The following is a 25,443-nucleotide window of genomic DNA, read 5'->3' as shown; positions in this document are numbered from 1 at the left end:
AAACATATATCACTACTGATTATTGATGAACCAGAGGCAGGAGGAATTCCAGGCCTCTGGTTTTACTTTTTTCATATTTAAAGTTTAATAAGAGTTCTTCCCCGAACCTTTCCTTCCAGGATTTCTTCCAACACATGGGGGACTTCCTGTAACGACACCTCATTGACAATGTCTTCATTGAGAAAGGTAGGTTTTAAATCATCTGCTAAACGGTTCCATACTTTCTTGCGCAAATCCATTGGACATTGTACAGAATCGATCCCGAGCCAGTTTATTCCTCTTGAAATGAACGGAAGTACGGTTGTAGAAACTTCGATACCCCCTACTAGCCCGCTGGTGGCTACAGATCCTCCGTATTTCAGGCTGCTCAAAATATACTGAAGTGTCTCTCCACCTACTGGATCCACGGCGGCTTCCCACTTTTTCTTGCGGGTTGGGGTACCGTCTGTATCCGTGACCGCTTCTCTGTCTATAACTTCTTTTGCACCTAATTTTTTCAAGTATTCCGCTTCACTGGATTTCCCTGTGCTTGCTGTAACGTCATAGCCATTTTTCGCTAGCATATCAACACAAAGACTGCCCACCCCACCTGTGGCACCTGCAACAAGTACGGAACCTTTGCCTGGAGTTAAGCCATTATCTTCCAGTCTCTGTATGGATAAACCAGCTGTAAGTCCGGCTGTACCAAGGATCATTGCCTCTTTAAGAGTTAACCCTTTGGGAAGTGGGACAACCCACTCACCCGGAACCCGTGCTACTTTACTAAATCCTCCGGCATGTCCTGTACCCAAAGCATAGCTCGTAACAATCACCTCATCGTCTGATTTAAAGCGACTATCCTTTGAATCAATGACGGTACCGGCTAAGTCAATACCCGGCACATGAGGATAAGATTTGACCATCTGGTTATTAATGCCAACCATTGCATCTTTGTAATTAATGCTTGAAAACGCAACTTCGATGACAACATCACCATCAGGCAAATCATTCAATGTTAAATTTCTGATATCCAGGCTGGTTTGTTCATTTGTTTGATCAAGTACAAGTGCATTAAACTTTTCCATTCTATCATTCCTTTCTTTGGCAGTTGGGAAAGGATGAAGTTTCCCTGCAGCATAATTGGAACTAATGACGACAGACCAGATTTTCTAAACGTATTTATATCTAATTCCCTTTTTCGGGAAAATAAAACGCATTGGCATTCATTTTTACTCTATGCGTCAATATGAAGTATATTCCAAATTACCAAGGTAGGATAGATGAAAATACTTTAGGAGTTTGTTGCGGTAGAGAAGTTAATGGATGTATAAAAAGGCGAACAGTACTCTGTTCGCCTTTACTACCAAGTGTAGATAACTATTTTCCTTTCTGTGGATCTGCCGTTTCCTTCTCATCTGATTTTGTTTCCTCATCACTCATCAGACTGTGCGCTGATTTCTTAAATTCGGAAAGAGTTTGGCCAAAAGCAGATCCGATTTCCGGAAGCTTTTTCGGTCCGAAAATAATCAAAGCAATGATTAAAATGAGAATCAAACCTGGTATACCTATACTTGTAAAGCCCATTTTGCTAACTCCTTTTGTTTTGGGATGACACGCTTGTTTTAGTATGTGTTCAAGAAGGTTTTTTTATTAGTCGATACGTATTTAGCAATCGCATTGTTTATTCTGTCCAATTATTAAATTCGTAAACATTAATTACCAGTCCTTTGCTGGAATTCTAATGATATCTGCTTATTGTATAATTAATCAAAGTGAAATGAAAAAGCTTATAAAATTGAATCATTTCTCTTGATAAAACGTATATCTGATATACAAGCGAAAGTAAGAGGATGATTGAAATGAAAGAATATGATGAGAAAGTGGTCAATGACCTAAAGGCCTGGCGAAGAAAAGTGTTGAAAAGATCTGGTCTCTTTAATCAATTATCGAAAAAGGCACAAACGAAAGTGAATGGAATGATTCCTGAGAAAGCCCATAAAATTATTACGGATAGTATCAAAAATATGGTAAAGGCAACTTTAGTCGGCTCACATGTCACAACAGGCAAGCTGCAATCAAGTGAAACAAGTCTGTATAAACGCGATGAGCTCATTAAGGAGAAGTTGACATCTTACCGAAAAACTGCAGTCATTGAAGGAGCTGGAACTGGCGCAGGGGGCATCTTTCTGGGGCTTGCTGATTTTCCATTACTTTTATCAATTAAAATGAAGTTCTTGTTTGAGGTAGCAGCAATCTATGGGCATGATACAAGGGAATATGAAGAACGTTTATTCATTCTACACGTATTCCAACTCGCTTTTTCCAGTGATGAAAGAAGGAAGGAAACTTTCTATATTCTAGAAAATTGGGAAAAGGAAAAGGAGAAACTTGTTGATATGGATTGGCATGTATTTCAACAGGAATATCGTGATTATATAGACTTAATTAAAATGCTTCAATTGGTCCCCGGATTTGGCGCAATTGTAGGAGCATATGCAAACCATAATCTTATGGATACGCTGGGAGAAACAGCGTTGAATGCATATCGAATGCGTTATTTGAATGCTCCTGATGATTAAAAAATCCCTGAGGTCACAAAACAGTGGTTCAAGTATGCCGCAAAAAATACGTTCATTAAGTACCTATGTACTTAATGAACGTATTTTGAATAGGTTTATTTTTTATTGGATTTCATCATTTGCTGACCAATCAAACCAATGATTAAAGTAACAATCGAAATAAGACTGTAATCCTTAAAAAAGGTTGTAAACGGTATATCCAGTAATAAGAATACAGCCGTAATTATTCGTCCCAATAATAACACCAGACCGATTACTGTCATCCAGTCAAAAACTATCTTGAAAAACTTCATCATATTCTCCTTTGTCCTTACATCTTAATTGCTATTCTTTTTGTAAGCAGTCGTATAGCCGACAGCAGAATCCCTATTAATATAATGTTTCCTATGATAGATCCATAAAGCGGTAAATTAATCGAATCAAAGGGCAGCCAGTTGGACAGTGGTTCTTCTATTTCTGTGCCCCAGAGTAAATCTGAAGTAAAAATAGAAGCAATGCCAATTGCAACAAATCCAAACCCGATGATCCACCCATAGCGGTAGTATCCTGCTCCTATAATCCACCCAATGACATAAAAGGTTAGTATATTTAACACGAACATTATCATGGACAACAGCCAATTCGTGCTGTTTAACAGGATGGATGAATCGAAAATTTCTTTTGGTATATAAAAGCCAATTTGGTTATCTCCTGTTACTGGTTCAATTACAGATGAAATATTTGTAAGTTCCAGAATAATATATTCTACACCAGTCAGGGTAGCAGAGATTAAAGTAAGAGCCATGGAAATTCCTGCAGCTGCTAAGAATGATCCTTTAAAATAGTCTCTCCTCGTTACTCCATGATTCACATAGAATTCCAGAAAGCCATAGATGGATATAATCCCGATAACGAGCATATAAATTTTGGTGGATCCATGGGCAAAATGTAAAAAGTTTCCCATTGAATTGCCGGTATTTACAAGAACAATAATCGTTATGATACGTGCTGCTAAAACAAAACCTATAAACCAAAGTGTCCAGATAAGCTGCACGGAAAACAGGTCAGTTGCAATTTTAGGGAAAATGGATTTTTGATTCAATCTAACCATCCTCCTTTGTTAAATGTATGAATAAATCCTGGAGCGAAACAGGACCAACTTCTAATCCCTTTTTCTGTGCTTCTTTTATCTGCTTATCACTGAGTGCCCCGTATACCATTACAGATTTTGTTCCACCTAATTGCTGCTGGTTCAATTGTTCCATTCCGCTAACAAACGCATCTACTTCTTGAGACGCCCCGGTAATAGAAGCACCTTGTGAAGCCAAAGTTTCATAGTCTTCTTGCAGTACAAGCTTGCCCTGATCAATAATAAGCACTTCATCAAATAGATAATCCATTTCAGAAACGAGATGGGTGGATACGATAAACGTACGCGGATGTTTTGCTTGATCATCCAATAATTCCTGATAAAAAATTTCTCTTGTTGGTGCGTCCATGCCAAGATAGACTTCATCGAAAATCGTTATAGGAGCCCGACTTGCCAAACCCATCGTCACACCCAGCGCAGATTGCATCCCTTTCGAAAGCTGATTGACCGGTTTATCTAAGGGTAGCTTAAATTGTTTTACGAGATATTTCGCATATTCCGCATTATAATAAGGCCGGTATCTTTCCACAATTTCGAGCATCCCCTTTACCTTTTCCGTTTCTTCTGAAAGATCTGCATTATATAAAAAGGATATATGTTGCATGATACCGGCATTTTCAAACGGTTCTTCCCCGCCAATTTTAATGGAACCTTCTGTTGTTTCCCGGAACGAGGCTAAGAGGGAGAGAAGAGAAGTCTTCCCGGCACCATTTCTGCCAAGAAGTCCATATATTTTTCCGTGCTCAAGCTTAAATGAGATATCCTTCAGTGCTTCAAAATTTTTGTATTTTAAGGATAAGTTTTTCATTACTACATCAAAAGTCATTTATTTCACTTCCTTTTACCTGTTTAATTAATTCGAATACCTCGTTCTCCGATATTCCCAATTTGTCCGCTTCCTGGACTAAATGAACGACATAATTATCAACAAATGCTTCTTTTCGTTTTTGGAGCAGCTTTTCTTTGGCCCCTTCTGCGACAAACATGCCAACACCTCGCTTTTTATAAAGAATCCCTTCGTCCACCAGCTGAGTGACACCTTTTGATACAGTAGCATGGTTGATTTTATAGAAATTTACCAATTGCGTTGTGGATGGTGCCTGATTCCCTTCTTTTAATTGGTCATTCACAATTTGATCTTCGATACGTTCTCGTACCTGCATGAAGATCGGTTTATTATTATCAAATGTCTTATTCAACGGAGCGTCACCACCTTGCTTCTTAATTGTATATATACTGATATGGTATTATGGTTATATACTTATGTGTATAACCATAATACCATATATTAATTTTGTCAATCGTAAATGTTGGAGTCTTGAGCTGACTGAAACGAAAGAGGATAAGTGTTGGGCTTGGTAATATACTATAAAAAGAGAAATAATTTGCCGTGACGATACATTAGATAACAGGAGGAAACAGCTTATGAGTACTTTGATAGTAACGGATGAAATTATTATTCATGCGCCGCCTTCAAAGGTATGGGATATACTCGCAAAGCCGGAATATATAAGAAAATGGGATGATTTGCCGGAGAATTTCCCGGAAGAGACGGTGGAGGTTGGAACTGAAATGAAATGGAATTTACCCAGTGGCGGGTTTTGGAAACATACAGTGATTAAAGCAGAAAAAAATAAAGAATTACAGTTAGATTTGTGTATGTCCAATTGGAGAGCAGTGCCAAAAGCCGGGGAGATCAAATATGCTTATCAGCTATTGATACATGGTGATGGTACAAGGCTTAGAATGAGACATGGAGATTTTGCGTTATTGCACAACGGCAAAGATTATTATGAAGCATCAGCGGAGTTTGCAGCTGTAGCAAAACAAAAAATCAAGCAATTATCTGAGGAAAGTTTTTTCCATTAAAATAAGGGCTGAACCTTTTGGACAGCCCTCTTTGGATTAGCCGAATCAAACAGCGTTTTGACCCGGTCAGCTTTTAATCTCATAATGATTGTTTTCTTCAGCATACCTGTTATGGCGGCGCTGGAATAGAATGAACAGATGACTTACAATAACTTTAAGCACTGCATAACCTGGGATTGCGAGGAGGATTCCTACGACTCCAAACAAGTTTCCTGCAGTTAATAGAACAAATATAATCGTTATAGGATGTACGTGGAGCCTTTTGCCCATTATTTGCGGCGAGATTAATTTACCTTCCAGTAATTGTACAATCGTCCATACAATGACTAGCTTGAAAAACATAAATGGTGATGTCACCACAGCAATAATTAATGCTGGGATAATCGCGATTGCAGGGCCCAGATACGGTACAAAATTCGTTACACTGGCGATTGCGGCTAGCAGCAGCGAATAATCAAGACCAATAATCAGAAACCCAATATACAGCATTACGCCAATACTAAGGCTGACCAATATTTGACCCACGATGTAAGAACTCAACTGATGATCAATGTCATCAAAGACTTCTTTAAACTCCGGGCGTAATTTTGGGGGAAGTAACTGTATGATTCTTCGTGGAAATTTCTCCCCTTCTTTCAATAAATAAAATAGAATAAAGGGAACTGTCACGATAGCAATTACGATGGTGGCAACCTGGGAAATAAAACCGGTTATCCCTTCGATTGTGTTGCCGGCATATGTGGACAGATTTTCCAAAAGGTTTTGAAATAACGTATCAATATTTGCAAACAGGTTCTCATAATAGCCGGCAAAAATAGAGCTTCTAAGCCATTGATCTAATCCGTTTCCCATCTGCAGGAGATATTGTGGAAACTCATCAACAAGACTCGTGATTTGCCGCTGCAGGAAGGGGACAATCAGCAAAATGAGTAAGGCAATCGCGCCAATAAGTGCAATAAAAACAATTAATATTGCCCAACCCCTTTTTATGCTGTAGCTCTCCAGTAATCTGACGAGCGGACGAAGTAAATAAAACGCTATGACAGCCAGAATAGAAGGAAGGGCGATTGTTCCGATGAGAACTGCAATCGGCTGAAAGATAAACGAGACTTCTGTAAAGATAAGAATATTCAGCCCGATGAGAAGTAAAAGAGCAAATAAGTATAATAGATTTTTTCCGCCAAAGAAGCGGAAGAATGGCGAGGTGTCCCAACGATTCATTGTCATTATCCTTTCCTAGCGTTCCTCAATCCTTATAAAAGGAAAGTTACTATTCATATTTTATCACAATAGTATGCCGATTTCATGATATACTCCTCTGCTAGGAATGTAATAGAGAAGCTTAACAGGATACTATATCGTCTCAGGAAATTCATGACTCCGAATGAGATTAACCAAAAGAAATGGGTCTGATCCCCGATTTTACGAGGAGTCAGACCCGTTCTATCCCTTGATTAATAAGGGTCGGCGTCATGTCCTTTTTCTACTGCCTGATCAGGTGCTTTTTCCGCATCTTTGTTGCCAAGCGGATTCATGCTGGAGCCATCCTTTTTCATTTTTTTTGCCTCTTCCAGCCCCTCACGCAGCCGGCGGCCATATTCCTCATCTGCCTCTTCAGCAAGAGCAATCATTTTATCCTGGATATCCTGGATGCATTCAGAAAGATCCCCGACGAGGTTATTGATTAATTCATCCCGCTCCCAATCCTGAAACATCCGGAACGTTTCTCCAGCCTGTTTTGTATTATCATTCCGTTCAATTGGTTTACGCACGAGCTTTCCTTCAACTTCAGGTGTATGTTCCTTCCCGGTTTGTACCGCTTCATGCAGGCCTCCTAATGAAGACGGTTCATAATTAACATGTTTATTTTGGCCGGGAGCCTTATCATTCTCATATCGTGATTGGCCACCTTCCTGATTTGTCGCCACCCGTTTCTTAGCAGCATTAATCGGAATCTGCAGGTGGTTTGCACCTACCCGGTAGCGCTGGGTGTCTGAATAGGAAAACGTTCTTCCCTGTAGCATTTTATCATCGGAGAAATCAAGACCGTCCACAAGCACGCCTGTACCAAATGATGCCTGCTCCACTTCTGTAAAATAATTTTCCGGATTTTTGTTTAAAATCAATTTTCCGACCGGTAACCATGGAAATTTATCTGCAGGCCATAATTTTGTATCGTCGAGTGGATCGAAATCAAGTTCCGGATGTTCCTCGTCACTCATGATCTGAACAAAAAGCTCCCACTCCGGGTATTCTTCACGTTCAATTGCATCATATAAATCCTGTGTTGCATGGTTAAAGTTTTCAGCCTGAATTTCTGCAGCTTTTTTCATCGTCAGATTTTTTATGCCCTGCTTTGGCTCCCAATGATATTTAATAAGTACAGCTTCTCCTTCATCGTTTATCCATCTGTATGCGTTAACTCCTGATCCCTGCATCATCCGGTAATTTGCCGGAATCCCCCAAGGTGAATAAATAAATGTAACCATATGAAACGATTCAGGTGAATTCGAACAAAAATCAAAGAAGCGTTGACTATCCTGTATATTTGTAACAGGGTCGGGTCGGAATGCATGGATCATGTCAGGGAATTTCATGGCATCCCGGATAAAGAAGATTTTTATATTGTTTCCAACCAGATCCCAGTTACCATCCTCTGTATAAAATTTAACTGCAAAACCACGTGGATCACGTACAGTTTCGGGAGAATGTGTTCCATGTACGACGGTTGAAAAACGTACAAATACCGGAGTTTGTTTCCCTTTTTCCTGAAACAATTTGGCACGTGTATATTTCGAAACAGGCTCATCTCCAACCGAGCCATATGTTTCAAAATATCCATGGGCTCCAGCGCCACGAGCATGGACAATCCGTTCCGGTATTTTTTCTCTATCAAAATGGCTTATTTTCTCGATAAAATCATAATTCTCGAGCGTAGCAGGGCCCCGACTCCCAACTGTTCTTATGTCCTGGTTGTTTGTAACCGGCTGCCCCTGTCTTGTTGTCAGTGTGTCTTCGTTCTCTATATTTGTTTTATTTTTACGGTTGTTTGATTGATTATCGGCCATTTATTACCATCCTTTTTCATATAGTTTGATTATAATGATTCTTCATTTCACTATCCTCAGTGTTGCCGACCTGCGTGGAAATCATGCCCGTTTTTTGAGAAAATTAGATATGAATAAAAAGGACGAACAGGAACTGAAGAAATTTGAATACAATTGATTTGAAAAGGAGATGGAGGGAATAGGTAAACGTGTTAAAATGAGGTAGGTATTGTTTGCAATGTCAAAAAGTATAAATTTATTGGTTTGACCTTCTAAGAAAAGGAGTTTTTATTAATGATACCTAAAGAGAAATTTCAATCCATGACACCTGCCAATGACCCGTGGGAAGCCTATAGGGATGTTGAAGAACATGGTGAAATGACTTTATCAAATATCGAATTTACAACAACAAACATGTGCAATATGCGCTGCGCCCATTGTGCAGTCGGCTACACCTTGCAGCCAAGCGACCCGGATGCGCTCCCAATGGATTTGCTTATCAAACGGTTGGATGAAGTTGTGCATCTCCGTACATTAAGTATCACAGGTGGAGAACCGATGATGAACAAAAAATCAGTAAGAAACTATGTCCTTCCTTTGCTGGAATATGCACATAGCCGCGGAGTAAAAACACAGATGAATTCAAATTTGACGCTGCCTTATAATCGCTATGAGCAAATCACCCCATTTCTCGATGTCCTGCATATTTCTCATAATTGGGGAACAGTGGAGGAATTTGCGGAAACCGGATTTGCACGTATGGAACGCAAACCCTCGTTGGAAAATCGAAAGAAGTATTTTGATCGATTGGTGGAAAATTCACAAAGACTTTCGGATGAGGGGGTTATGGTATCTGCAGAAACCATGCTGAATAAGCGGACCTTTCCATATCTTGAAGAGATCCATGATCATGTTAATGAAATGGGATGTGCGAGGCACGAAATTCACCCAATGTACCCGGTAGATTTCGCCAGCAATCTGGAAACACTTACATTGGATGAAATGCGTACAGGTATTGAGCGTCTTTTAGATTACCGTAATCAAGAGATGTGGATGTTGTTCGGCACACTACCTTTTTATGCTTGCAGCTCCTCGGAAGAAGCGTTAAATTTACTTAAACGATTGTACAAGGAAAAAAATATTTCACTTAGGAATGATCCGGATGGGCGCTCCCGTCTAAATGTAAATATATTTACAGGAGATATTATCGTAACGGACTTTGCGGATGAATCTTCATTGGGAAATATTCAAACAGGCGCATTACCAGAAGCCTATTCACGATGGCTGGAGTCAAAGACTGCCAAAAGTCTGAACTGCCATTGTTCAGCAGTCAAATGTCTCGGCCCAAATGTTTTGGTGAAAAATGCATATTATCCGGATATTGATTTTGGGAAGAGGGAAGCGAAGATTCGAATGTAATAAGAAGATTTTTGCGCCGGGTATGACGAAGGCGCAAAAATCAATCGACAGTGGCATTAGAAATTAATTCTCTTCAGCTATTAAGCGTATGGAGACTTCCTCAAAAGGGGCCTGCTCATAACTGTCAATTAACCCCTGTGCTGAAATGGCCTCCTTCGCCACGATTTTTTGTTTGATTTTAATATCAATCGGCTCCTCGAAAGGAAATGGATCAAGTGCAATCGTATGTTCATCTACCCAACGGGGCTGCATTGTATCTCCCAGTTCCAGATCAGAGGATAAAGGTATACCTTTCTTAAAGAAAGGATGCACATTTTCTTCTGAGGCTAGGGGCTCGTTTAAACAGGCATATAAAGATAGACCATCACCAAGAAGAACAAGACCATAATGAAAGTTAAACAAACGTTTGTTGAATTGACCCAGTGACTCTATGATTCGTTCTTCCCGCTCTTCTTCCTGCTTAACAAAAACCTGAATTTCATCCCCTGGTTCATTGATCAGGAATTGTTTATAATGTTCACTGCAAAGTAGGCCTGCATAGGAGTCTTCCTTCTCTACCACATCGACCCCATGCTTATAAAGGATAACTTTAGGAATATCAGGAAAATCGTTAAACGAGTAAGGGCTTTGATGTTTATCATTCCAAAAAGGTTTCCTGTCAAAATTCTTCCAGCCGTAATCATGCATATGAATCGCATATTCCACAGATTTTCTTTGTTCTGTCCCTTGAAATAATGCATCCTTCCATTTAGCCATGATCTTTCCTGAAACCTGGGCATGGTGATCCTGTTCAATCATTACAAATTCATTCGTGCGTTCCCTGACTATCATCAACGATCATCCTTTCTACTCATTTTACCCATCATGTATATTCTAAGTATAATCAAAAATGTTGGAGTGGCAAAATATAATGAGCCAGTTTTTAATAATGAAATAGGCTGGAACGGGAAGAGTATTAGAAAAATTTGGCTTTTACCAACTTGTGACAAAAGCCAAAACGGACTTATACAGTAAGAAAGTTTTACTTTTGTATGAAAAACAACGCATGCGCTTAGCCACCTTGCTGGTTTTATCTACATAAAATAACTTCACCATCCGCAATGAATGGTGAAGTACATCATCTATATAAGTTTATCAAAGCGTAAACGTTTATTTAATGCATACATAATCGGTATACCCGCAGCGAGTACAACAATTTCACCTGCAGCTGTTGTTAGCCATGTGAACAGGAATGGCAGGGCAAGAGCCAAGTTTAATTCGAATGCGATGATAAACATATTGAATGTAAAGACGAGCGTGTTGGCAATCAGCAATATCCAAATGTTTTTAATATACTTTGCAAGAAAAATAATAATTCCCAAAGAAATAGCAGAATGTGCCACACCAAATACCAGGTCGTAAATTCCTAACGGTGAGAAAAGCAAATTGGTTAAAAACACACCCAATACGATCCCGAAAAAGTATTTTCTATTAAAAACAATAAGATGGTTAAACATTTCGGAAATACGGAATTGCACATTCGTAAATCCAAATGGCTGAATTACCATGGATACAGCAATATACAATGCTGCCAACACGGCATTTACTACCAGTGTTTTCGATTTCATATTTCATTCGCTCCCTAGTTTTTTTTCGTGGGATGGTTACGAACCACGTTTTGCAACTAAACTAGTATAGTACAAAAAGACAGGAATGAAAAGAGGATTTCAATGCCATGCTTAAATTGAAGAGAAGTCAGTTGACAATACGTGTAATAGGAAATATAATACTTACATAAAGTAACCAAGTGAAGACTTGTAATAAAAGTGTTTATATAAAAGAAAATTGAAGGAAGAGGAAGATAAATATGGAAAAGAAGTTTTTTGAAAAACCGGTGACATATATTGGTGAAGTTAGTATTAACGTAACAGATCTGGAAAATTCACTTACTTTTTATAAGAATGTTGTCGGATTTCAAGTGCTCGAACAGTCTGGTCGTAAAGCTGTGTTAACAGCAGATGGGAAAACACCTTTACTCACGATTGAGCAACCTGAAGATGTTGTACCGAAAGAGGGAAGGACCACTGGATTATTTCACTTTGCAATTCTTCTGCCATCACGTGCGGACCTTGCAGCGTTTCTAAGAAATCTTATTAAGAAGGGAGGCCCCCAATTAAGGTTGGGAGCATCTGACCATATTGTAAGTGAAGCACTTTATTTTTCCGATCCGGATGGGAATGGAATAGAAATTGCCCGTGACCGTCCGTCTTCCGAATGGAATTGGAAAGAAGGCGAGGTAACGATGAGTACAGAGCCTCTGGATGGAGATGGGCTCCTTGCGGAAAGTGATAAAGAATGGAATATGCTGCCAGAAGATACAGTAATGGGACATATCCATTTGCATGTTGCTGAACTGGAAAAGACGGAAGAATTCTACATGCAGGGGCTTGGCTTCAACATTGTTACAAACTTCCCTGGTGCGCTTTTTACATCAACCGGTGGCTACCATCACCATATTGCATTAAATGTCTGGAATGGAACGGGCGCACCAGAGCCGGCAACAAATAGTGCGGGATTAAGGTGGTACACGATTGTATTTCCGGATGAGACTGTAAGAAGAGAAGCGGTTGATCGATTAAAGAAGATTGGTGCGGGTGTAACTCAAGCAAATGATTATTATGTTGTGAAAGATCCATCTGGTAATACAATACAGATGAGAGTGAATGTTTAAAAAATGTAAACGGCTCACTTTTGGGAGGAAATACTCAATATCATAGTAAATAATGAAGAGAGCCGCATAGCTGGAGAACAAAAAAGGTCAGATTAGATTTAATCTGACCTTTTTTAATATGTTAAATTATTGTTCTTCATTGGACATCTTGTACATATATATGAAGTGATGTTAAATAGGATGGAGGGTAATTAATGCAGTATTACTATGGGAACCAGATGCCTTTACGTGTTCTTGATGAGGCCGAGTTTTGGAAACATCAGGAAGAAGAACATACTGTTGTTATTAGGGAGCTTGTGGGAAATCTTGAACAGAAATATGTAGAGGCATTAAAAGATTGGGAAAAAGAATTTGCGAAAGCACATCAGCGAGTAACAAGATATATTGAGACAGTAAATCGTTCAAATGGACAGGTTTCTCAAGCACTTCATCAGGATATTATGCAGCTTGTTACTTTTTGTTTGCAGCAAAGTGAAGCCTTTATTGAATTTTGCCGTACAATTATGGAGGAAAGTCAACCTATTAGCACCAATCAAACAGCCAAGGTTGTATTGAATCATATTATTGTTGAATCAGAGTATTTTATTGGAGTCGCACAAACAATCCTGTATCAGCAGTAATTCTGTCAATATAAAAATAATACGAAATAGTCCTTATTAATGGGGTAGCCATTATAAAGGGCTTTTTCTTTTGGAAATTAAATAAGAACACCTTTAACATCATTATTTTAATTTAACTTTTTTCGTTTATAATAATAGGAAATGAATAGGAAAAACTACTAGAAAAATACTGTTATAAAGGAAGAGCATCAATGACTTATATTTTATTAATTGCTGGTTTTGCATTGCTCATTAAAGGAGCGGATCTTTTTGTGGATGGTTCCTCCAATATTGCAAGGCTGCTTCGTATACCGCCTATTTTAATCGGCTTGACGATTGTAGCTTTTGGAACAAGTTCCCCTGAGGCGACAGTCAGTATTATTGCAGCACTGGAAGGAAGTGCAGATGTTTCATTGGGTAACGTGGTAGGGAGTAATATCTTTAATCTGACACTTGTAGTAGGGGTTGCTGCTTTTCTTTATCCCTTAAAAGTAGAAGGGGAAACCGTTAGAAAGGAAATTCCTTTTACTTTATTGGCAAGTGGAGTATTGTTTGTTCTTATGAGTGATATTATATTACAAGGATTGGGTAGTAATTTATTAACACGCAGTGATGGGTTAATCTTTTTACTGTTTCTGTCTATTTTTATGTATTACGTCATTGAGATTGGCTTGAAAAGTCGGAGGGATACGGCGGATGAGGCAGTTTCTGAGGACATAAAATGGGGGAAAAGCATCGTTTTCACATTGCTTGGACTTGCTGCAATTGTGTTTGGCGGTGATTTGGTTGTGGATAATGGTACAGAGATAGCCTATTCACTGGGAATGAGTGAGACACTTGTTGGTTTAACAATTATTGCGATAGGAACATCCCTTCCTGAGCTTGTAACATCCATTTCTGCAGCATTGAAAAAAGAAAGTGAAATTGCACTCGGTAACATTGTAGGAAGTAATATTTTTAACATATTATTTGTACTTGGTGCCTCGGCTGTTATTTCTCCACTGGCGGTTAATGGTAAAGTTTTCATGGATGTAATGATTATGATTATACTTACCGTAATATTGCTTGTTTTCTCAAGAACGAACTTTAAAATCGGCAAAACGGAGGGAATCATCCTTGCTGCGATTTATGTCATTTATCTTGTTTATATTATTATTCGAAATTAATGAGAAAAGCTGGATATTCGCCAATCCCCGCACTTTATTCAGTGAGAAAGTGTATATTTTCTTAGCTTCCAGGCAAAAAAACGTCCTGTCTTTAAAAGAGACAGAACGGTTTTCAATCATATTATACTGTTTGATACCATTTTCCAGCTGCTGAAACTTCACCCATCGTTAACTGGTGCCCGCTGTTTTCCCAATGAATCTCAACTCGGGCGCCAGCGTTTTCCAACAAGGACTTTAGCTCCTCAGATTCCTGAGCCGGGCAGATCGGATCATTTGTACCAGCACCAATGAATACATTTTTGCCTGATAGATCCGGTAAATCAACACCTCTTTTGGGAACCATTGGATGGTGCAAAATCGCTCCTGCTAAGGCAGCCTGATAATGGAATAGCAGGTTTGCTGCAATATTAGCGCCGTTTGAGTATCCGATCGCAACAATGTTATGACGGTCGAATTCATATTTTTGTGCTGCTTCATCAAGAAACTCATTTAATTCTTTCGTGCGGAACATAAGGTCTTCCTCATCAAATACACCTTCCGCTAGACGTTTGAAAAATCGTGGCATACCATTTTCAGAAACATTTCCTCGAACGCTCAGCACATTTGCATCTGCATCAATCTGCTCTGCCAGTGGAAGAAGATCCTGTTCCGTTCCTCCAGTTCCGTGGAGTAAAAGAATAGTTGGTTTTACCTGGTCATTTCCTTTTTGAAAAATATGTTTCATTGTATTTCTCCTTTCTATTGTCTTGCCTCATACAAGGCCAAGGTGGGGTTACTTCGGTCTTTCCATTGAACCCCTGCGTACAATACTTCCTGTTAACAGTTTATCATTCTCTTTCTGTATGATTATTTGGATTCAAGGAAAGCAAAGTAAAACTTCTTTCTAATTATCCAGGTCTCTTATTTGGATTGGGATTAATGTCTGGTTGAGCTGGTCACGGTACATTTCATACTGTTCCGGAAGTTTCAATGCCTGTCCCATTGTTCCATGGGGCTCATCATGTGCAAATCCCGGGGGATCTGTAGCGATTTCAAACAGAATTTCCCCGTGTTCTCTGAAGTAAATGGCATTAAAATAGTTTCTGTCACGAACGGGTGTAACGCCATAGCCATTTTCCCCAAGATATTTTTTCCAATCTAATTGGTCTTCATCATCTTTTGCCCGCCATGCAATATGATGTACAATACCGACGCCCATTTGCCCTCTCGTATCTGGAACGGATTTTACGTCGATGATATTACCGATATCGCCGTAGGATTTGAAACGAATCAACCCACTTTCTTCCCCGACTCTTTCCAATCCCATTACATTCTGAAGCAATTGGGTTGTCTTATTTGGTTGAGCTGACAGCAATGTTGCTCCTCCAAAGCCTTTAATTGCTACATTAGGAGTAATGTTCCCGAAGTCCCAGGTGTTTTGTTCGCCATCATCTCTTTCCACAAGTTCCAGCTGAAGCCCATGCGGATCAGAAAATCTTAATGATGTCTCTCCAAAGCGCGTGGATTTATCAAATGTAATATTAAATTTCTCCAACCTCTTTTCCCAAAACGCTAGAGATCCAGTTGGAATGACATAAGATGTCACCCCTACCTGGCCATCGCCAATTTTCCCCTGACGAGCATTTGCCCAGGGGAAAAAGGTGATAATCGTACCTGGTGTGCCACCTTCATTGCCGAAATAGAGGTGATACGTACCAGGGTCATCAAAATTAATTGTTTTTTTAACCAGTCTGAGTCCTAACACACTTGCATAAAAATCAATATTCTCCTGTGGGTGGCCTACAATAGCTGTTATATGGTGTATACCTGCTGTTTTTTTCATTTTTTACATTTCCCCTTTTTGCCCAACCCTTTTTAAGGAGTCAATAATCGTTGCCTTTTCATCATCAGTTATATCTGAAAATAGATTCTCAATGACTTTTTGATGCTTTGGAAAAATTTCATCCATTAGCTCGTTTCCGCGATCCGTGATATGAATAAAGACAACACGACGGTCATCTGTGCAAGGGCGGCGTTCCAGTAGGCCTTTAGATTCCAGCTTATCAATGACATAGGTGATGGAGCCGGTATTGATGAGCACTGCTTCAGAAATCTGTTTCACGGTCAGCTCCCCTTTATGGTATAAAGCTTCTAAAATGGTGAATTCAGATGTTTTCATATCATAACTGCTTATATCTTTTTTTACTTGTTCCATCACTGCTTTTGATGATTTCATTAATACAACAAATGTTTTTAGAGATAAATTTTCACTCACTTTTGTTACCTCCAACGTAATAAATATTTAATCTAATTAAACTGAAAAAAACTATATTGAATTCATAATATATTATTTTAAAAGAGATGTCAATCCCCGGCGTTTGAATAGCAATAGAAGTGAAATACAGGGGGATATACCGTTAATATGTTTATATTTGCTAAAGATATGTAAGAACTGGATATGATATTAAGGAAGTATAGAATTTGCACAACAATATTCAAAAAGCAAGAATAGACCTTTTTGATATTTCTTTGGGTGGAAAGGACAAATTGCTGGCTGGGGAAGACTAGTTGCTTCTCAGGTATCATTTGCAAGAGGTATAAGGCATACGTTTAATATTCAATTATTGTATTTGGAAGATTAGATTCCCCAATTGTTAACTAATACCGTCATAGGGAAAGAGGACACAGATCTTGTAGAGGAATGTTAAGAAATATTTATTGGGCATCAGAAGCTGCCAGCTGCACAGAAAAAGAGACTACTGTAGTAAAATAGTAGTCAGTTGGTTACAAAAAACTGCTCAGGAATGAGCAGTTTTTTGATATTAGGAAAAAATCCGTTCTATTCCTTGAATTTCTTCTTTGGTTAATCCAACTTCCAGTGTCTTTAAATTATTAAGCACCTGTTCCGGTTTCTTCGCCCCAGGGATGACAGTATCAATGGATGCGCGTGTCAAGTACCAGGCAAGAACGACATGGGGTACTTCCACTTGTTTGGCGTCTGCGATTTCCCTTAATTGTTCTACTTTTTCCAGGTTTTTCTCAAAAGCTTCGCCCTGGAGATGAGGCATTTTAGAGCGGAAGTCGTTGAACTTCGTATCTTTTGTATATTTACCAGCTAAAAGCCCTGCTGCAAAAGGAAAGAATGGAACAAATGAAATATCATTTTCTGCAGCGTATGGCAGAAAATCCTTCTCAGCATCACGGTTTAACTGGTTGTAATGGCCCTGGAAAACATCGACATAGCTATCCTGGTTTGCTTCTTTTAACTGATCCATGGAAAGGTTGGATGTTCCGATTGCTCTGATTTTACCTTCATCTTTCAACTCTTTCAATGCCCCGACCGCTTCGTATTTCGGTGTATTTTGATCCGGAAAATGAATATAGAATAAATCGATATAATCTGTTTGCAGTCGTTTTAAACTATCTTCTACTGTTTGTTTTAAGAAGGCTGGTGAGTTATCAATGACTGTTTCTTCACCTTCAAACCTTTGCGCACCTTTTGTAGCAAGGATAACTTCATCTCGTTTACCTGTTTATTTGATTGCTTCTCCAACTAATTCTTCAGAACGTCCATTGCCGTAGCTAAATGCTGTATCGATAAAGTTCATTCCAGAATCAATTGCAGTTCGTACGACTTTTTTTCCCAATTCCTCGTCTAAATCTGGATAAAGGTTATGTCCACCTACCGCATTTGTACCGAGGCCAATTGGATTTACATATAAGTCTGTCTTGCCAAGCTGTACTTTCGTTGCCATTATTTGATTCCTCCTATAGTAGCCAAAAAAGTAAATTTCTAATTATTTTTATTGGTTTAATTGTATAAGGAGCTGATTTACTATGCAAACAAGAGCACTTAAGGTGTTTTAAATTTGGCAATGACGGAAACTAGTATAACAAAGAGAAAATGGAGGGATCTAGCATGAAAGTAGGTATCATTGGAGCAACCGGAAAAGCAGGTAGTCTTATCATGAAAGAGGCTATAGATAGAGGAAATGAAGTAACCGCAATTGTACGTGATGCTTCTAAATTACAGGAAACAGACATTGCTGTTATTGAGAAAGACGTATTTAATTTGAAGGTAGATGATCTGAAATCTTTTGATGTGGTCGTGAATGCTTTTGGGTCCTCACCAGGGAAAGAGCATTTGCACGTAGATGTTGGAAGAGTGCTGATTGATCTTATGACACACTTACCTGAGACGAGATTACTGGTTGTCGGCGGGGCAGGAAGTTTATATGTCGATGAAGAGAAAACGACAGTGCTGAAGGACACCGCGGATTTTCCGAACAATGCTTATCCTACAGCATCCAACCAGGGGAAAAATCTAGAAGACTTGCAGCAGTCAAGTGGCATCAAATGGACATTTATCAGCCCGGCGGCAGTCTTTGATCCACAAGGGAAGCGAACAGGATCCTATCAAAAAGGAAAAGACAATCTTATCGTGAATGCAAAAGGCGATAGCTATATAAGTTATGCAGATTACGCAATTGTGGTGGTAGATGAGATAGAGAAACCACTGCATATAAATGAAAGGTTTACGGTTGTATCAGAAGCGGAATAAATAAAAAAAGGGTATCTTGAAAGCTGAACTTTTGAGATATCCTTTTTTGCGATATAAGAAACCAACATGGCGGCTAAGAGTATGCTGTCAACATCTATAATCTAAACAGCTAATTTAACCAGAATGCCCTTTTGGTAAATTTTGTTGCTTTTTAACGTCACAGTTGATATAAAAGACGACGTAATTTAACAGTGATTTCCTCTCATCCCTTACAAAATAGGTGCTAATATAGCGCTGCTTAAAAAATACTCGCTTTCCACGGGGAACGCTTCAGCCTCCTCGCGGAAGACCACCGCTGCGGGGTCTTCAGACTGTTCCTTTTCCCGTTGGACCTGAATTATCTTCATGAATCAACACCGCACGAAGAAAATTGGTTTGTATTTTCAAGGAGTCTCGCATTTTTTAAGCAGCTTAGAATAGCTTTCTTTTTCAGGGAGAAAATGTCCATGAAACATAGAGTTCATGAACTTTATCCTTTCTATAATCAGAACACCATTCCAAGCGTAGGCAGAATACGTAAACTGTGGGAATAGCACGAGGCTGAAGCCGCCCATGGAAAGCGAAGTATTCTGCCAAAGCGATTGTGATAGCACTCGGGTTCAAAAGAAATGGAAGAAGCAAAACCACGATAAAGTTACTTCGTCTTTTATATCTTTTATGCCAAAAGCAACAAGTTTTTTTGATGGGATGAGTAATCGCAATCCCAAATCTTTTCGGTGGGGCGAGTAATCGCAGTCCCAAGTCTTTTTGATGGGATGAGTAATCGCAGTCCCAAGTCTTTTCGATGGGGTGAGTAACTGTGGTCTCAATTAATTAGAAAACCTGTGGCAAGAACGCCACTGTGAGTTTTTTGCTTTCGCTATGCCTTTCGTGTGGTTAAATGATAGCAAAACGGGGATAATTCGAATAGAGGAAATTACAGCTTATCACAGCAATGTACAACCCTCCATAATGATGTGTGACTTTACAGAAAATGTATAACATATGTAAAAGGAGTCAGTAATGATGCGAAGTGAATTACTGAAAATGCTGGAATCACGTGAAAATGAAATGATTGAAATCCGCCGTTACTTACATGAAAACCCTGAGCTTTCTTTTGAAGAAGAAAAAACTGCCAACTACATCGCTGATTTTTATGAAGGCAAAGATGTGGAAATAGAAAGAAATATAGGAAATGGCTATGGAATAATAATAACGATTAAAGGCGGGCAATTGGGGAAAACGATCGGACTTCGGGCAGATTTTGATGCACTTCCAATTACCGAAGAAGCCGACGCCCCGTTCAAATCCAAAAATGAAGGAGTCATGCATGCGTGCGGACATGATGCTCATACAGCATACCTGCTCGTTCTGGCGGATTGTCTTATCCAATTAAAGAATGAGCTGCATGGTACCATAAAAATTATTCACCAGCATGCAGAAGAGGTACCTCCCGGCGGAGCAAAAAGTATGATGGAATCAGGCGTACTGGATGACCTGGATAATATATTCGGCGTTCTTGTACTCCCATTAGGCCCGGCCGGTGTTGTGGGGTATCATAGTGGTTATTCATTTAACGGAAGAACATATTTTAAATTGACCATTCAAGGAAAAGGTGGGCACGGTTCTTCTCCTCACAAGGCCAATGATGCGATTGTGGCAGGCGCTCATTTTGTGACAGGAATTCAAACCATCGTCAGCCGCAGAATAAATCCGATGCAATCTGGTGTCGTTACGGTCGGCTCCTTTGATGGGAAAGGAACTTTCAATGTAATTAAAGATCGTATCGAGCTGGAAGGAGATATCCGTTATTCGGATGAGGAAGTTCAGAAGGTAATTGACAAAGAATTTAAACGGATAGTAAAAGGGATTGAAGTGGAGTTTGATGTGGCGTGTGAACTCACATACACTGCTGATTATCCACCGTTATATAACGATCCTGAAGTTACAGAGATGGTGGCACAAAGTTTGAAAAGCATGAACGATAAGGATATTAAAGAAGTGAAGGAATTTCCAAGACTCGCACCATCTGAAGACTTTGCATATTATGCTGAAAAAATTCCGGCGTGTTTTTTCTACATTGCCTGTACACCAAAAGGGGTAAAAGAACCATATTTCAACCATCATCCGAAATTTGAGATTGATGAAGATGCCCTCTTAGTTGCAGCAAAATCAGTCGGACAGGTTGTTTGTAGTTACTATGATTTGAATTAAAATAGAAAACGGCAGATTAATTTCTGCCGTTATTGAGGTTATTTTTTCTTTTTAATAGTTGTTGGAATTCCCTTTCCAATACTTCAGACGGTTCGAGACTGAGCTTGCCTAGAATTTCGCTTATTCGATTTTCTATTACCATTAATTCCTGTTCGGAAGGATCAGCTTCTACCTGTGGTATATCATTTTTGTATGCTTCATAGGTTCCTTCAAACACTTGAATTTCCTGATTTTCAATTGCCAGAATACGTGAAGCAATGTTTTGGATGAAGCGCCGGTCATGAGAAACGAGTAATACTGTTCCTTCATAGTTCATGAGCAGTTCTTCCAATGCTTCGACTGCTTCAATATCAAGGAAATTGGTTGGTTCATCCAATAACAGGGTGTTAATATCACTGACAAATAATTTTGCGAAGGCTACTTTAACCCGCTCCCCACCGCTAAGAACGTCCACTTTTTTGTAGACATCCTCCCGGTAAAAGTGGAGTCTGGCCAGGACGGTCCGAACCAGGGTTTCATCCTGGTTTGAGGTAGAACTTACATTTTCCAGAATAGATTTATCGGTATCCAGTACATCTAAATTTTGACTGAAATAGCCTATCTTTATACCAGGGGAAAGGCTGATGCCCTCTGTTTCATTCATTATTTTCTTCATCAGTGTCGTTTTCCCGCTGCCATTATTTCCAATGATGGCCAACTTGTCTTCGCCCCGTATATGAAAGCTTGCCTGGTTCCAAAGGATTCGGCCATTGATTGAACCAGATAAATGTTCTGCACGTACATTAATCCTGCCCTTGAAAGTTTCTTCATTTGGCAGATTCATCTTAATTGGAGTGATTTCCTTTATCTTTTCTACTTTCTCCAGCTTCTCCATCCGGGTCTCTATCGCCTTAGCGGATTTTTGCATCTTCTTTTGTTTTTTGGCGAAATAAGGTTTTGCGCCTGTTATCTTTGCTTCTGAAGCGCTGACATTTTTTGGCTTTTTCGTTGCTCTTTGTGCCTTTTGTTCTTTCATTTCCAGCGCATTTTCCAGTTGTTTTTTCTTTTTGATATATTGATCGTAGGCGTTTTCCTGCTGCCTAATTTCTAATTCTTTTTGTGTGACATATTCAGAATAATTTCCCTTATATTCTTTTATTGTTCCATCATCCAGTTCCCATATCACTTTACAAATCGAATCAAGAAAAGCCCTGTCATGTGAAACAATAACGATAGCACCCTGCCAGCTTGTCAGCTGTTTCTCGAGTTTTTCCATATGTTTTGTATCAAGATTTGTTGTGGGTTCATCTGCAAGCAGTATATCTGCTTTTTTTGCGAGAGCGCGGTTGATATAATCTTGTGTGACTTCTCCGCCACTCTTTGTCGTGTTTGTATTTTTCAATTGTGGGAGTAGTTCACGTGTTGCCTGTGAATCTATGATCCCTTCACTTGGCAGCGATTTTCCTGCCAGTACCTCCAATAATGTTGTTTTTCCGCTCCCATTGGCACCGACTAAACCAATCCGGTCTTTCGCTTGAATACGTAGTTTCTCTGCATCGACTAACAGGCGATCTTTAATGTACATTTTTAAGTTATTGGCTTCTAATAAAATCATCCAATCATCTCCAATCTATTTTGGGAGATTAGAAAACTTGGCTTTTCGTAGGCTCTTGTTGCGAAAGGCCTTAGTTGCACTTATGCAGTAAGATAGTTCTATGCTTTCTTAACTGCCAAAAATGCCTCCTATCTTTTTTCAGAATAGGAGGCACAGGTGTACAGCAAAAAGAGATCACTCTATTTGTTGTCCAATCCAAACATGTAAATCCAATCCTATTCTGAAAAATACAGCTGATGGCATACGAAAAGAACAGAATAATTCTGTCTATCGGTTATGCCTTCACTTGAATGTTTTCGGAAAAAATAGGATTAGTACTTCATGTTCTCTTGGTTCACCCTTTACGTTTTTAGTTAACGTTATTATAAATGAAATAATGGTGTATGTCTATAGACAGTAGAATTATAAAAATCACGAAAGTTTATCAATATTTTCCTGATGTATCATGTTACGTTCGCTTTTTTCATTACAATGTATTATAAGTAAAAGAATATAAAGCCATGAATCATATTTCAATTGGAACCACATTAATTCAAGGATTTGTCATGATTGCATGCTTTTCCTCCATATCATAATCAGCCAGCTTACCCTGATACACGAATTGAAATTTTTCCGCCTCCTGTAAATCATGTGGTGTTACCAGTGATAATGGTTTTTGAAAGGTAATAATGTCACATTCCTTCAATACAGTAGCAACAAATTGAGAACAAAAGAATGCATTTTCTCTTTTAACCGGTTTATTCAGCATAACGCCAAACAAACCGATGAAGTTATATCGATAAAGATCTTTGTGTTCATCTAATTTTTGTAAATAGTTGTTGATTTTTTGAATCTGCTCTTCATTCACTGTACAACAATAGATGGCACCTCTGGCGTGTTTGAATAGCCCTGTTTTCGTATTTTCCCTGACAAATCCTCCGATAAATGGATTACGGGGTTTTTTTCTCCCGAAACTGTAAACTGTCGATAAATTGGAATCACAGGAAATGGATGCATGATTGTATGGCTTTTTTGTATATAGTTTGATCATCCTGGTAAATAGTGTCCCTGTGTCTGTCAAAAGGATATATATCTTTTTTTCTTCCATCATAAAATCAAATCTCCTTGCATGTTGATCATGAAAACCTTCCTCCTATGAAAGTCTGAAATTTGGCATCTCGGTTGTTGTTCTTCTATTATATTAAAGGGTTTTTGTAATCGGAATAAGCAGCCTGAGTAATATTTAATGATAGGTCTGAAGGCGTATAACAGCGTTTACTTTTCCGGATGCTTGTGAAAATAGATCGTCCGTTTTATTAAATTGATGGGGAAACCCTTACCGGTACATTCATTTGCTGACTGTTATGCACTCCGATAGAATATAACTATAGCTAAATGTTACCAAGGAGGAGAAAACATGCGCGATCAATTAATGAAAATGCTGGAAGATCGAACCGAAGAAATGATTGAAATTCGCCGTTATTTGCATGAGAATCCGGAGCTTTCTTTCAAAGAAGAAAAAACAGCAAACTACATTGCTGAATTCTACAAAGATAAGGATGTACAAATCCAGAGAAATGTGGGGAATGGATATGGAATTGTTGTCACCATCAAAGGGGAAAATCCGGGAAAAACAATTGGCTTACGGGCGGATTTCGATGCTTTACCAATTACCGAAGAAACGGATGTACCCTTTCAATCAAAGAATGCTGGGGTAATGCATGCATGCGGCCACGACGGGCATACAGCATACCTGCTGGTACTTGCCGACTGTCTCATTCAATTGAAGTCATCGCTTGCAGGCACGATCAAAATTATTCATCAGCATGCGGAGGAAACACCACCGGGTGGTGCGAAGAGTATTGTAGAGTCGGGGCTTTTGGATGATGTGGATAATATTTTTGGCGTTCACCTGTTTCCAACAAATCCCGCAGGAACAGTCGGATATAGAGGTGGTTATACCATGGCAGGCAGATCCTATTTTAAATTGGCGATTCAGGGGAAGGGTGGACATGGATCATCCCCGCATATGGCAAACGATGCAATTATTGCTGGATCACACTTTGTTACAGCAGTACAAACGATTGTCAGCCGCCGTTTGAATCCATTTGAAATGGGTGTGGTTACTATCGGCTCCTTTGATGGAAAAGGAAGTTTTAATGTAATCAAGGATCGAATTGAAATTGAAGGCGATGTTCGTTATATGACAGCGGAAACACAGGAAATGATTGAGGAGGAAATGCACCGTATTACAAAGGGGATTGAATCGGAATTTGGTGTGACGTGTGAACTTACATATACAGCTGATTATCCGCCGTTATATAATGATCCGGAAATGACAGAAAGGGTCCGATTAAGTCTTGAAGGGATGAATGCCCCGGATGTAAAACAAGTGGCTGAATTTCCGAAATTCTCCGGTTCTGAGGATTTCGCATATTATGCTGAAAAAGTTCCAAGCTCTTTCTTTTTCATTGGCTGCAAACCAAAAGGGGTGGAAGAAGCGTACTTTAATCATCATCCTAAATTTGATATTGATGAAGATTCCCTGCTGGTTGCAGCAAAGGCAGTCGCCCAAGTGGTGTGCAGTTATTACGAGATGGATTAAAGTGTGGGCTTTGGCCGTCACCAAAAAGGCTTGGT

24 protein-coding genes, 1 pseudogene and 1 riboswitch are annotated in these 25,443 nt (G+C 39.2%); of the genes and pseudogenes, 9 read left to right on the top strand and 16 right to left on the bottom strand.

Features of this window, described 5'->3' with window-relative positions; translation table 11 throughout:
- Nucleotides 1–77: 77 nt before the first annotated feature.
- Together ACZ427_RS15850 and tatA are read right to left on the bottom strand one after the other, a co-directional pair.
- Nucleotides 78–1,064, bottom strand: coding sequence for an acrylyl-CoA reductase family protein (locus ACZ427_RS15850; protein ID WP_461177053.1), 987 nt, complete (start codon nt 1,062–1,064; stop codon nt 78–80).
- Nucleotides 1,065–1,356: 292 nt separating this feature from the next.
- Nucleotides 1,357–1,563 carry a twin-arginine translocase TatA/TatE family subunit gene (tatA, locus tag ACZ427_RS15845; protein ID WP_461177052.1) on the bottom strand — a complete coding sequence of 69 codons (207 nt, stop codon included), beginning with the start codon at nt 1,561–1,563 and terminating at the stop codon, nt 1,357–1,359.
- Nucleotides 1,564–1,838: 275 nt separating this feature from the next.
- Between tatA and ACZ427_RS15840 the strand changes: the two genes are divergently transcribed.
- Nucleotides 1,839–2,558: an EcsC family protein gene (locus ACZ427_RS15840; RefSeq protein WP_461177051.1), complete on the top strand. Its 720-nt coding sequence runs from the start codon at nt 1,839–1,841 to the stop codon at nt 2,556–2,558.
- Between the two features lie 95 nt (nt 2,559–2,653).
- Here the strand turns inward: ACZ427_RS15840 and ACZ427_RS15835 are convergent, their stop codons facing one another.
- From ACZ427_RS15835 to ACZ427_RS15820, 4 genes are read right to left on the bottom strand one after another with little or no spacing between them, the layout of a single operon-like run.
- Entirely contained in the window at nt 2,654–2,854 is a 201-nt protein-coding gene (locus ACZ427_RS15835; protein ID WP_464883458.1) for a hypothetical protein, read from the bottom strand.
- Between the two features lie 14 nt (nt 2,855–2,868).
- Nucleotides 2,869–3,639, bottom strand: coding sequence for a hypothetical protein (locus ACZ427_RS15830; RefSeq protein WP_461177049.1), 771 nt, complete (start codon nt 3,637–3,639; stop codon nt 2,869–2,871).
- A gap of 1 nt (nt 3,640) precedes the next feature.
- Nucleotides 3,641–4,513, bottom strand: coding sequence for an ATP-binding cassette domain-containing protein (locus ACZ427_RS15825; RefSeq protein WP_461177048.1), 873 nt, complete (start codon nt 4,511–4,513; stop codon nt 3,641–3,643).
- Entirely contained in the window at nt 4,503–4,886 is a 384-nt protein-coding gene (locus tag ACZ427_RS15820; protein WP_461177047.1) for a GntR family transcriptional regulator, read from the bottom strand. The genes ACZ427_RS15825 and ACZ427_RS15820 overlap by 11 nt, the downstream gene beginning before the upstream one ends.
- Nucleotides 4,887–5,112: 226 nt before the next feature.
- Here ACZ427_RS15820 and ACZ427_RS15815 point away from each other — a divergent pair, with 226 nt between their 5' ends.
- Nucleotides 5,113–5,556, top strand: a complete 444-nt coding sequence (locus ACZ427_RS15815) for an SRPBCC family protein (protein WP_461177046.1) — start codon at nt 5,113–5,115, stop codon at nt 5,554–5,556.
- A gap of 66 nt (nt 5,557–5,622) precedes the next feature.
- On the opposite strand, the gene ACZ427_RS15810 is transcribed toward ACZ427_RS15815, so the two are convergent.
- The gene (locus tag ACZ427_RS15810) at nt 5,623–6,783 is read right to left on the bottom strand and encodes an AI-2E family transporter (protein ID WP_464883457.1); all 1,161 of its coding nucleotides are present in this window, start codon (nt 6,781–6,783) and stop codon (nt 5,623–5,625) included.
- Nucleotides 6,784–7,010: 227 nt separating this feature from the next.
- Entirely contained in the window at nt 7,011–8,624 is a 1,614-nt protein-coding gene (locus tag ACZ427_RS15805) for a catalase (protein ID WP_461177044.1), read from the bottom strand.
- A 273-nt stretch (nt 8,625–8,897) separates the two neighbouring features.
- Here ACZ427_RS15805 and yfkAB point away from each other — a divergent pair, with 273 nt between their 5' ends.
- Nucleotides 8,898–10,022 carry a radical SAM/CxCxxxxC motif protein YfkAB gene (gene yfkAB / locus ACZ427_RS15800; protein ID WP_461177043.1) on the top strand — a complete coding sequence of 375 codons (1,125 nt, stop codon included), beginning with the start codon at nt 8,898–8,900 and terminating at the stop codon, nt 10,020–10,022.
- A gap of 63 nt (nt 10,023–10,085) precedes the next feature.
- Here yfkAB and ACZ427_RS15795 read toward each other — a convergent pair whose 3' ends face one another.
- Together ACZ427_RS15795 and ACZ427_RS15790 are read right to left on the bottom strand one after the other, a co-directional pair.
- A complete protein-coding gene (locus ACZ427_RS15795; protein ID WP_461177042.1) occupies nt 10,086–10,853 on the bottom strand; it encodes a DUF3891 family protein in 768 nt (255 codons plus the stop codon).
- Nucleotides 10,854–11,143: 290 nt separating this feature from the next.
- On the bottom strand, nt 11,144–11,629 hold the full coding sequence (locus ACZ427_RS15790; RefSeq protein ID WP_461177041.1) for a QueT transporter family protein: 486 nt from the start codon (nt 11,627–11,629) through the stop codon (nt 11,144–11,146).
- Nucleotides 11,630–11,637: 8 nt separating this feature from the next.
- A riboswitch (PreQ1 riboswitch) is annotated at nt 11,638–11,682 on the bottom strand.
- 186 nt (nt 11,683–11,868) lie between these two features.
- Between ACZ427_RS15790 and ACZ427_RS15785 the strand changes: the two genes are divergently transcribed.
- The 3 genes from ACZ427_RS15785 (at nt 11,869) to ACZ427_RS15775 (ending at nt 14,497) form a co-directional block, all read left to right on the top strand.
- Entirely contained in the window at nt 11,869–12,732 is an 864-nt protein-coding gene (locus tag ACZ427_RS15785; protein WP_461177040.1) for a VOC family protein, read from the top strand.
- Between the two features lie 194 nt (nt 12,733–12,926).
- On the top strand, nt 12,927–13,352 hold the full coding sequence (locus tag ACZ427_RS15780) for a DUF2935 domain-containing protein (protein ID WP_461177039.1): 426 nt from the start codon (nt 12,927–12,929) through the stop codon (nt 13,350–13,352).
- Between the two features lie 191 nt (nt 13,353–13,543).
- On the top strand, nt 13,544–14,497 hold the full coding sequence (locus tag ACZ427_RS15775) for a calcium/sodium antiporter (RefSeq protein WP_461177038.1): 954 nt from the start codon (nt 13,544–13,546) through the stop codon (nt 14,495–14,497).
- A 121-nt stretch (nt 14,498–14,618) separates the two neighbouring features.
- On the opposite strand, the gene ACZ427_RS15770 is transcribed toward ACZ427_RS15775, so the two are convergent.
- The 4 genes and pseudogenes from ACZ427_RS15770 to ACZ427_RS15755 form a co-directional block, all read right to left on the bottom strand.
- Nucleotides 14,619–15,221: an alpha/beta hydrolase gene (locus tag ACZ427_RS15770; RefSeq protein WP_461177037.1), complete on the bottom strand. Its 603-nt coding sequence runs from the start codon at nt 15,219–15,221 to the stop codon at nt 14,619–14,621.
- A 159-nt stretch (nt 15,222–15,380) separates the two neighbouring features.
- On the bottom strand, nt 15,381–16,319 hold the full coding sequence (locus ACZ427_RS15765) for a ring-cleaving dioxygenase (protein ID WP_461177036.1): 939 nt from the start codon (nt 16,317–16,319) through the stop codon (nt 15,381–15,383).
- Nucleotides 16,320–16,322: 3 nt separating this feature from the next.
- Nucleotides 16,323–16,751: a MarR family winged helix-turn-helix transcriptional regulator gene (locus ACZ427_RS15760; RefSeq protein WP_461177035.1), complete on the bottom strand. Its 429-nt coding sequence runs from the start codon at nt 16,749–16,751 to the stop codon at nt 16,323–16,325.
- 547 nt (nt 16,752–17,298) lie between these two features.
- Nucleotides 17,299–18,231: pseudogene (locus ACZ427_RS15755) on the bottom strand (aldo/keto reductase).
- Nucleotides 18,232–18,395: 164 nt separating this feature from the next.
- On the opposite strand from ACZ427_RS15755, the gene ACZ427_RS15750 reads away from it, so the two are divergent.
- Together ACZ427_RS15750 and ACZ427_RS15745 are read left to right on the top strand one after the other, a co-directional pair.
- On the top strand, nt 18,396–19,037 hold the full coding sequence (locus ACZ427_RS15750; protein ID WP_461177034.1) for an NAD(P)-dependent oxidoreductase: 642 nt from the start codon (nt 18,396–18,398) through the stop codon (nt 19,035–19,037).
- Between the two features lie 1,005 nt (nt 19,038–20,042).
- Complete coding sequence (locus ACZ427_RS15745; RefSeq protein ID WP_461177033.1) at nt 20,043–21,230, top strand: amidohydrolase; 1,188 nt, start codon at nt 20,043–20,045, stop codon at nt 21,228–21,230.
- Between the two features lie 16 nt (nt 21,231–21,246).
- On the opposite strand, the gene ACZ427_RS15740 is transcribed toward ACZ427_RS15745, so the two are convergent.
- Together ACZ427_RS15740 and ACZ427_RS15735 are read right to left on the bottom strand one after the other, a co-directional pair.
- Nucleotides 21,247–22,824, bottom strand: coding sequence for a Vga family ABC-F type ribosomal protection protein (locus tag ACZ427_RS15740; RefSeq protein ID WP_461177032.1), 1,578 nt, complete (start codon nt 22,822–22,824; stop codon nt 21,247–21,249).
- 532 nt (nt 22,825–23,356) lie between these two features.
- The gene (locus ACZ427_RS15735; protein WP_461177071.1) at nt 23,357–23,911 is read right to left on the bottom strand and encodes a hypothetical protein; all 555 of its coding nucleotides are present in this window, start codon (nt 23,909–23,911) and stop codon (nt 23,357–23,359) included.
- Between the two features lie 309 nt (nt 23,912–24,220).
- Between ACZ427_RS15735 and ACZ427_RS15730 the strand changes: the two genes are divergently transcribed.
- Nucleotides 24,221–25,408 carry an amidohydrolase gene (locus ACZ427_RS15730; protein WP_461177031.1) on the top strand — a complete coding sequence of 396 codons (1,188 nt, stop codon included), beginning with the start codon at nt 24,221–24,223 and terminating at the stop codon, nt 25,406–25,408.
- Nucleotides 25,409–25,443 lie beyond the last annotated feature (35 nt).

It is taken from the genome of Virgibacillus ainsalahensis (genome assembly GCF_055380755.1).
Note: the sequence above shows the minus strand (reverse complement) of the source record. Positions and strands in the feature narration are given on the sequence as shown.

What these genes read in the sequence shown, in the direction of transcription:
- ACZ427_RS15850 (WP_461177053.1), bottom strand. Translation starts at nt 1,064, where the DNA reads ATGGAAAAGTTTAATGCACTTGTACTTGATCAAACAAATGAACAAACC.
- tatA (WP_461177052.1), bottom strand. Translation starts at nt 1,563, where the DNA reads ATGGGCTTTACAAGTATAGGTATACCAGGTTTGATTCTCATTTTAATC.
- ACZ427_RS15840 (WP_461177051.1), top strand. Translation starts at nt 1,839, where the DNA reads ATGAAAGAATATGATGAGAAAGTGGTCAATGACCTAAAGGCCTGGCGA.
- ACZ427_RS15835 (WP_464883458.1), bottom strand. Translation starts at nt 2,854, where the DNA reads ATGATGAAGTTTTTCAAGATAGTTTTTGACTGGATGACAGTAATCGGT.
- ACZ427_RS15825 (WP_461177048.1), bottom strand. Translation starts at nt 4,513, where the DNA reads ATGACTTTTGATGTAGTAATGAAAAACTTATCCTTAAAATACAAAAAT.
- ACZ427_RS15815 (WP_461177046.1), top strand. Translation starts at nt 5,113, where the DNA reads ATGAGTACTTTGATAGTAACGGATGAAATTATTATTCATGCGCCGCCT.
- ACZ427_RS15810 (WP_464883457.1), bottom strand. Translation starts at nt 6,783, where the DNA reads ATGACAATGAATCGTTGGGACACCTCGCCATTCTTCCGCTTCTTTGGC.
- ACZ427_RS15805 (WP_461177044.1), bottom strand. Translation starts at nt 8,624, where the DNA reads ATGGCCGATAATCAATCAAACAACCGTAAAAATAAAACAAATATAGAG.
- yfkAB (WP_461177043.1), top strand. Translation starts at nt 8,898, where the DNA reads ATGATACCTAAAGAGAAATTTCAATCCATGACACCTGCCAATGACCCG.
- ACZ427_RS15795 (WP_461177042.1), bottom strand. Translation starts at nt 10,853, where the DNA reads ATGATAGTCAGGGAACGCACGAATGAATTTGTAATGATTGAACAGGAT.
- ACZ427_RS15790 (WP_461177041.1), bottom strand. Translation starts at nt 11,629, where the DNA reads ATGAAATCGAAAACACTGGTAGTAAATGCCGTGTTGGCAGCATTGTAT.
- ACZ427_RS15785 (WP_461177040.1), top strand. Translation starts at nt 11,869, where the DNA reads ATGGAAAAGAAGTTTTTTGAAAAACCGGTGACATATATTGGTGAAGTT.
- ACZ427_RS15780 (WP_461177039.1), top strand. Translation starts at nt 12,927, where the DNA reads ATGCAGTATTACTATGGGAACCAGATGCCTTTACGTGTTCTTGATGAG.
- ACZ427_RS15775 (WP_461177038.1), top strand. Translation starts at nt 13,544, where the DNA reads ATGACTTATATTTTATTAATTGCTGGTTTTGCATTGCTCATTAAAGGA.
- ACZ427_RS15770 (WP_461177037.1), bottom strand. Translation starts at nt 15,221, where the DNA reads ATGAAACATATTTTTCAAAAAGGAAATGACCAGGTAAAACCAACTATT.
- ACZ427_RS15765 (WP_461177036.1), bottom strand. Translation starts at nt 16,319, where the DNA reads ATGAAAAAAACAGCAGGTATACACCATATAACAGCTATTGTAGGCCAC.
- ACZ427_RS15750 (WP_461177034.1), top strand. Translation starts at nt 18,396, where the DNA reads ATGAAAGTAGGTATCATTGGAGCAACCGGAAAAGCAGGTAGTCTTATC.
- ACZ427_RS15745 (WP_461177033.1), top strand. Translation starts at nt 20,043, where the DNA reads ATGCGAAGTGAATTACTGAAAATGCTGGAATCACGTGAAAATGAAATG.
- ACZ427_RS15740 (WP_461177032.1), bottom strand. Translation starts at nt 22,824, where the DNA reads ATGATTTTATTAGAAGCCAATAACTTAAAAATGTACATTAAAGATCGC.
- ACZ427_RS15735 (WP_461177071.1), bottom strand. Translation starts at nt 23,911, where the DNA reads ATGGAAGAAAAAAAGATATATATCCTTTTGACAGACACAGGGACACTA.
- ACZ427_RS15730 (WP_461177031.1), top strand. Translation starts at nt 24,221, where the DNA reads ATGCGCGATCAATTAATGAAAATGCTGGAAGATCGAACCGAAGAAATG.